Source organism: Protofrankia sp. CiP1_Cm_nod2 (genome assembly GCF_920664355.1).
GTDB lineage: Bacteria > Actinomycetota > Actinomycetes > Frankiales > Frankiaceae > Protofrankia.
Genome location: NZ_CAKKTL010000066.1, coordinates 8,384 through 15,117 on the forward strand (window position 1 = coordinate 8,384; position 6,734 = coordinate 15,117).

Below are 6,734 nucleotides of genomic sequence, written 5' to 3' on the forward strand. Positions count from 1 at the left end.
GCGGCCGGTGTCGTTGTCGCCGCGTGGCTCGTCGAGGCGAAGCAGAACGTGGTCGAGAACATCGCGCCGGTGCTCACCCGGCTGTTCACCCCGCTGTTCACCGCCGTGCTGCTCGCCTTCCTCGTCGCCGTCGTCTGGACCAGCTCCGGCATCGACGTCGAGCGGGAGGCGCTGATCCTGTTCGACCTGCTGCTGGTAGTGGTGCTGGGGCTGCTGCTCTACTCGATCTCGGCCCGCGACCCGCTGGCGCCCGCCGGCCCGTTCGACCGGCTACAGCTGGCCCTTGTGGTGAGCGCGCTGGCCATCGACGTGCTGGTGCTACTGGAGATCACCGGGCGGATCACCGAGTTCGGCACCACCCCGAACAAGGCCGCGGCTCTCGGTGAGAACATCCTCCTGCTGGCCAACCTCGCCTGGTCGGCGTGGCTGCTACTGAGCCTGGCCCGCCGACGCACCCCGTTCGCGGCCCTCGAACGCTGGCAGACCGGCTATCTGCCGGTGTACGCGGCGTGGGCGTGGATCGTGGTCCTCGCCTTCCCGCCCCTGTTCGGCCGCGTCTGACCGACCGCGCATGAGCCCACCCAGGCCGGCCGAGCACGTCCGCCGGGCAATGTCGCGTCCGGAGGAAGCGGAGTAGAGCAGGCTGTCACGCCACGCCCCGTTGGTGTGGGCGTGGTCGCGGATACGGCCCTCGTAGGAGAAACCGGCCTGTCTGACCACGGCGACGGACGCGGCGTTGTCCGGACCGATCGCGGCGCTGACACGGTGCAGGCCCAGCTCACCGAAGCCGAACGTGACCAGCACCCGCACGGCACGCCCTCACGACCCGCGGGGGCACGTCGGGCCCCTCCTTCGGGACAATCGGCGTCATGGTGGACGAGGAAAGATCGAACGCCAGAAGAAGTGATCAGTTCAGGAGGGTGTGGCGCGAGATGTGGGTCGTGAGCAATCGCGCGTACGCCGAGGAAGAGGAGCGAGGCAGGCAGCGGCACGCCGCCAGGCAGGATCGCCTGCGCGGCGGCGCGACCTCCATCGAGATCCGGGAGACGTTCGGGCGTGCCACCGGGCGGATAGTCCGGCGCGCACCGCTGGCGATCGCCCTGGGAATCGGGGCGGTGTACCTCGGGCGCATCGGATTCACCGGGATCCTCGACAACATCGGCGACCTCGGAGTCGTCTTCTTGGCGAGCCTTGCGGGCGCGGCCGGCGCCATCGTTTCTGGGACCATCGCCCTGGGGCTGGCCGCGTCCGTGATCCGGCTTGTCGTACGTGCCGCCCGCAACGCCCTGCGGGCGGCCGCGGACGAACACGGGCTCACCATCGTCACCGACATCGCGGGCGATCTTCCTCCCGGCGGCGGGCCGGCGCGGTTCGCCTGGGGCGAAGTGAAAAGCCTCGCCCGCTACGTGACCTATGGATGGGATGAAGCCGAAGAGTCCCGGTCCTCGCCCCCCTCGCCCGAATATCTCGTCGTGACGACTCATGACGACCGCATGGTGCGCACCCTCGTGGACGGGCCTCGGAAACCCTGGCGGCGCCTCATGCTCATCGCGCGCGACGTCGGCCGGGTGGCAGACGTCAGCGGCATCGACAACGCGGGTTCGCACTACACGGACACCGATCCTTTCCGCCTCCGGTTCGGGAAGTGACGGCCCTCGCCGGCCGGACGGCCGCTGGATCACATCCCCCTGCAGCAGGCGGGATCCCTGGTCCAGTCGCACCGGTACTACGATAAGATCTTGATATGAAGCGTTCGTGGTTGTTCCGGCGCAGCCGAATCACACAACAACAACATTCGCGACCAGCTTATGTCGGAGATGCACACAGACAGGTCCTTGCGGACGCGGCAGGCATCACGGCCTATGTGGACGAGTCCCTGGCGCCGTATTTAGAACTGGCGTGGTCACACGGCATCGAGACGCTCAACTCGTGCCAGGGAACGGCGGACGAGCACGGGATATATCCGACGCCGGACGAAGAGAATCCCGGCTATGTACACCTGAGAGACGGCCGACAGATCATCGATCTGCTGGTGCTCTGGGGATGGGTGGGCTTCACCCATGAGATGCGGCTGGCCGTCGACAGCGACACGGACAACGGCTGCCGGACAGCGACGGTCTACTTTCCGTCGGTCGCGGCAATGGAACATCCGCCTGACTATCGAATACACGGGGCTGACGGGGAATGGACGATGGTCCGACGAGGGCGAATCACGCCGTTTTAGAAACATGATCGCCCATCGGGGGCCGGGGGCCGGATCGGATCCACCGGAGCGGGCTCCGGTGAGGAGCGCGGGGGCCGTTTTGAACCGTCCCGGCTATTCGGTCAAGGGGCTCTGGACAGCGCTTTTGGTCTCGGTCCTGCCTGTCAGGTAGGGTGCACCGCCGCGGCGAAGTCGTCGGGTCGACATCCCCAGGTACAGCCGACCCATGCCGCCCGCTCCCAGCCGACCGCGCAGCTCATAGGGGCCGACCCGCGCCGGGTCCGAGGGAAGCAACAAATCCACGCTCTCCCCCCGCGCCTCAGCCACACGATCATCCATAATGACCGCGAGCACACAGTTTAGAACAGTCAGCTCATTAACGGTCACACCGGGCAAGGGCTTCGAGACAGCGGATCGGCACCGGCATCATCGCGCTCGGCCTGTACGGGTTCGCCGCCACCTTCCAACCCGGCGCCCGCTTCGGACGCGTCCTGGCCGCCTACGACGGGATCTTCGTCGTCTCCACCGCCGTCGGCGGGTCAGCCTGGGAGGTCCTGCTCGAGCAGGGACAGGTCCGCGCGGACCAGGGTGGTGCTGGTGAGCAGCTCCACGATCAGGTTATGGTTGATCATGAAGGCGGCCGGCGGCGGCACCTCGTCCTCCATCATCCCGCGCACCCCTGCGAGCGAGAGGCGGCGGCGGACGGCGGCGATGTGCGCCGCCCGCTTGCCGGTCCACCGTTCCTCGGGGCGCAGCTCGCTCAGCTCCGCCTCGACCTGGTTCCACGTCAGCGGCTGCGGCTGCGGGTCGCCGCGCACGTAGCTCTGGCCGAGGCAGACGAGAACCAGCTTCTCGACCTCGCTGAGCGGCCAGACCTCGCCCTCCCGCGTCTGGGCGTCCGGCCCGTCCTCCGGACGCCGCGGGGCCGGCCGACCGATGATCCGGATCTCCAGTAGGTGCTCCTGGCTCGGGGCGACGATGAACAGCGGCATGTACCCGCTCGCCAGGGGCGACTGGTCGCCGCCGAGCAGCAGCCGGGATCCCGGCAGCCGGATCGGCCGGCGGCCCTCGTTGGTCAGGAGCCAGCGCGAGCCATCCCAGCCGATGTGCCCCTGCCGGCGGCTGACGTACTGGTCGTCGGCGCCGACGCACACGTGGACCTCGGGCTCGCAGCGCCCGAACACGAGCGAGAACCCGGCCCGCGGGGCGACCCGCATCCCGCCGTTCGCCCCGACGGCGAACAGCGTGCCCGGCGGCGCCTCCGGCTGCCAGTGCGCCAGGCTGCCGATCTCCCGCGGCAGCAGGTCCACCTGGCTCGACCCGGCGCGACCCGACGAGTTCACGACTCCAGCACCTCCCGGCTCGGCGTGGCGACAGGTTAGCCCCGCCGCGCCGGGAGGGGTCCCGAGCTCGGAAGATCTGCCGCGAGCGCGCGGCCGCGCCGGAGGACCGTCACCGAATGACGAACACCAGACGGTATGGCGCGCCTCCGGCCGGGCCCTACCGGGGGCCGGCGTTGGCGCTCCACCAGGCGATCAGGGCCGCGGGAGGAAGTCCGCTGCCGAACGCGCAGGCGAGAATGTTCAGCCGGTCGTTCGACCAGATCAGGTATCGAGCGCCGCTCGGGTTCGTGCCGCAGACGAGACGGCCCGTGTCGCCGTTGTTCAGGTAGCGGGCGCCGCCGAAGAAGTTCGGCGGCTGCTGGGTACAGTCGGCGTCCGTGCCCGGATCGTTGAATCGGAGGGTTGCTGCCAGCGCGTCGGCGTCGGCCATCTGGTAATAGAAGACGATCCGCGGATTGCGGGCCTGAGAGTCGCACGCGATGGCGGCCAGCGGCTTCTGGTCGCCGACGTTCTGCTTGACCTGGTCTTCGGACAGCCGCATGCAGTCGACCCGGGCCGTCGGCGGGATGTGGGTGAGCAGCTGCTGCTCCGCCGCGGTCGGGAACGGCGGACTGGAGGTGCTGTTGACGGCCTTGGCGATCTCCGCCTGCGCCGGACCGTGGTTGTTCGTCCACCAGCTTGCGAGCTTCGCGGGGTCGCGCCCGATCACGCGGCCAAGCACACGCATGGACTCCAGGGTCCACTCCATGGTCGGCGCGTTCCCGGTGTCTCGGTAACACAGCAGGTTGCCCAGGTCGACACCGCGTAGGTCCCACTGGTGGGTGCCGGGAGTGCCGGGGTTCTCGGCGCTCCCGCCGCAGTACGTGTCCATGGGCGCCTGCACGGCGTTCACCTGTGCGTCGTAGGTCGACCGAAGCCTGTCCAGGGCCGTGAACTGGTAGTACCAGACCGTTGTAGCGCCCTCGTCGGCGTTCGGTGGAGCGCACTCGACGGCAGCGACGATGCCGTGGAACCGCTCGAGAGCCCCCGCGGCCGGCCGGCGACAGTTCTTCAGATCGTACAGGTCGACCAGGGCCTTCTCTTCGGTGGTGGGGAAGGCTTTCAGGCCGGCCCAGCGGCTCCAGGACCCCCGCAGCCCCAGGTCGTCGGCCGCGCGCCGGCTGGCCGTCGCCAGGACCATCGCCTTGTCGTCCGTCCAGACGAGGGAGGTCGTGCCGTCACTTGTGTGGCAGAGCAGGCGCCCGTGCTGGCCGCCGGGGCTCGCGTCCGCGCCGGGATAGCGATGCTCGGCGCCGGTGCCCACCGCGACGCCGCAGTCTCCGGTGCCACGGCTGACTCCCGCGTCCCGCGTCGCGGCGCTGTAGGCGCTGTCCATCTCGTCGAGGCTGACGAAGAGAGTGAGCTGGACTCGTTGGCCGGCGTCGTGGCAGACCACGGCGTCGGCCCCGCCCGCCGGCCTGTCGCGGGCGCAGTCGGCGCGCAGCGGTTCGGGAATCCGGGCCAGTTGCTGCTGGCTGGGCCGGTCTCCGACTCCCGGCTTGTCCAGGACGACCGGGAGCGTGGCCCCGAGCAGCACGCCGACGAGGACCAGGCCCGCCCCGGCCGCGATGAGGATCCGCCTGTGCCGCGCGGCCACCCGCCGGACGGTCGCGAGCCGACGTCTCCCGGGCCCGCGCACCACCTGACCGGTTGGCGCCTGTCCAGTCGCGCCGGCCGGCGCCGCGCCGGGCTCGTTGGCCGGGGGCGGCGAGCCCGGCGGTGGGCCCCACGTTCCGCCGGACGCGGACGGCGGGTCTGTCGGGGCGCTTGTCGGTGTCTGGGGGAACCTCGTCATCGTCGAAGGTGGCGAGGCCGGGCCGAGCGGCGCCGGGGCGGGGCGCGGGGAGCCGGCCGCGGACGCCAGCCTGCTCGCGAACTCGGCGCAGGAGGACGGACGACCCGCGGGGTCGCGAGCCATCGCGGCTTGCAGCACGTCGTCGAGCGCGGGCGGGAGATCGGGGCGCAGCCCGGTCAGGGCCGGCGGATCCCGCCGCACCTGCTCGCCGATGTGGTCGAACGGACGGCTGCCGGTGAGGCACTCGTACATCACGACGCCGAGCGCGTAGATGTCGACGAGCTTCTCCTCGGCGATGTCGCGCGGCGGCCGCTCGATCGTCGGCCGGTGGGCCATGGGCAGCTCTTCGAACCGGTCCGGGTCGAAGCGTTCCGGCGCCGAGTAGTCGGGCGTTCCGAGAAAGCCGCCCACGGCGGTCAGCGCCCGTTCGAAACCCACCTTGGCGATGCCGAAGTCACACAGGCAGGCATGGCGGGTCTCGGACTCGACGAGGATGTTCGCCGGGCGGTGGCGATGTCCAGTTGCCCGTTGTCCGCCAGCAGCCCGCGCAGGCTGGAGCCCTCGATGTACGGCATGACGAGGTAGAGAAGCTCCTGGTCGTCGTCGCCCTGGTCGCGCCCTGCCGCGGCCTGGTCCGCGGTTTTCTCCGTGGCCGCCTCATAGACGTCGACGATGTGCGGGTGCCGCAGTGTGGTCACGGCCCGCACCTCGCGGAAGAACCGTTCGCGGTACTGGGGGATGTTCGCGAGCTGCGGAGAGAGAACCTTGACGACGACCGGCCGGTCGTTCAGCTGGGTATCCGTCGCACGGTAGACCACGCTCATCCGGGTCTCGGACAGCGGCGGTCGGGTCAGCCGGTACCGGGGCAGTGAAATCGGCTCCTGGGGCACTGTCGCAACATTCCCTGTGAGTCTGCGGGCGGGTCTCGACGGCTCGGTGACGAAAATCAGTCCAGAACGTGCTCCGACGCTACTACTGATACCTTTTGCCCAACTGTCTGGGTGGGCTCCCGAGCCCGCTCCCGCTGGCCGAGCCATCCGGGACCGACGGCGAACGGCGCAGTGCCCTGTCCGCGGCGGGCCTCCTTCGGGCCACCTTCACCGAGATGGCCCCGGGTCGCCGGCTGGCGCGCGCCAGCCGGGCCTCGCCGGATCTTCGATCAAGGTCGACCGAAAGGCCGAGGCGAGGAACTCTCGAGTGATGGGGAGAAGTCGAGGTCGCGACGACCGGCCCGCTTCGCGTCGCACGCGCGAATCTCGACGCGTCCTGGTGGGCGGGTCGGCCGGGACCCCTCCCGGCCGGTGCCGGTTAACTTTCCGGCGGACGAGCCGCCGGGAAAGCCGAGACGGGCGGA

At 70.1% G+C, this 6,734-nt stretch carries 5 protein-coding genes and 3 pseudogenes; 4 read left to right on the forward strand and 4 right to left on the reverse strand.

Annotated elements, in window-relative coordinates:
• Positions 1-561: pseudogene (locus NBW84_RS09805) on the forward strand (hypothetical protein); the annotation flags it as partial.
• Between the two features lie 69 nt (positions 562-630).
• On the opposite strand, the pseudogene NBW84_RS24200 reads toward NBW84_RS09805, so the two are convergent.
• Positions 631-813 (reverse strand): annotated as a pseudogene (locus NBW84_RS24200) (GNAT family N-acetyltransferase); the annotation flags it as partial.
• A gap of 128 nt (positions 814-941) precedes the next feature.
• Here NBW84_RS24200 and NBW84_RS09810 point away from each other — a divergent pair.
• The 3 genes and pseudogenes from NBW84_RS09810 to NBW84_RS24205 form a co-directional block, all read left to right on the forward strand.
• Positions 942-1,649 carry a hypothetical protein gene (locus NBW84_RS09810; protein ID WP_250283826.1) on the forward strand — a complete coding sequence of 236 codons (708 nt, stop codon included), beginning with the start codon at positions 942-944 and terminating at the stop codon, positions 1,647-1,649.
• Between the two features lie 95 nt (positions 1,650-1,744).
• Positions 1,745-2,224, forward strand: a complete 480-nt coding sequence (locus NBW84_RS09815; protein ID WP_250283828.1) for a hypothetical protein — start codon at positions 1,745-1,747, stop codon at positions 2,222-2,224.
• Between the two features lie 392 nt (positions 2,225-2,616).
• Positions 2,617-2,754, forward strand: a pseudogene (locus tag NBW84_RS24205) (YnfA family protein); the annotation flags it as partial.
• Here NBW84_RS24205 and NBW84_RS09825 read toward each other — a convergent pair.
• The 3 genes from NBW84_RS09825 to NBW84_RS24210 all read right to left on the reverse strand — a co-directional run bounded on the left by NBW84_RS09825 (position 2,743) and on the right by NBW84_RS24210 (position 6,270).
• Positions 2,743-3,546 (reverse strand): hypothetical protein, encoded by an 804-nt coding sequence (locus NBW84_RS09825; RefSeq protein ID WP_250283830.1) that lies wholly within the window; start codon positions 3,544-3,546, stop codon positions 2,743-2,745. The pseudogene NBW84_RS24205 and the gene NBW84_RS09825 overlap by 12 nt on opposite strands.
• A 157-nt stretch (positions 3,547-3,703) precedes the next feature.
• Complete coding sequence (locus tag NBW84_RS09830) at positions 3,704-5,875, reverse strand: serine/threonine protein kinase (protein ID WP_445548684.1); 2,172 nt, start codon at positions 5,873-5,875, stop codon at positions 3,704-3,706.
• Positions 5,797-6,270 (reverse strand): protein kinase domain-containing protein, encoded by a 474-nt coding sequence (locus NBW84_RS24210; RefSeq protein ID WP_445548681.1) that lies wholly within the window; start codon positions 6,268-6,270, stop codon positions 5,797-5,799. The genes NBW84_RS09830 and NBW84_RS24210 overlap by 79 nt, the downstream gene beginning before the upstream one ends.
• Positions 6,271-6,734: the final 464 nt, after the last annotated feature.

Coding starts and splice junctions, on each gene's coding strand:
- NBW84_RS09815 (WP_250283828.1), top strand. CDS start 1,745: ATGAAGCGTTCGTGGTTGTTCCGGCGCAGCCGAATCACACAACAACAA.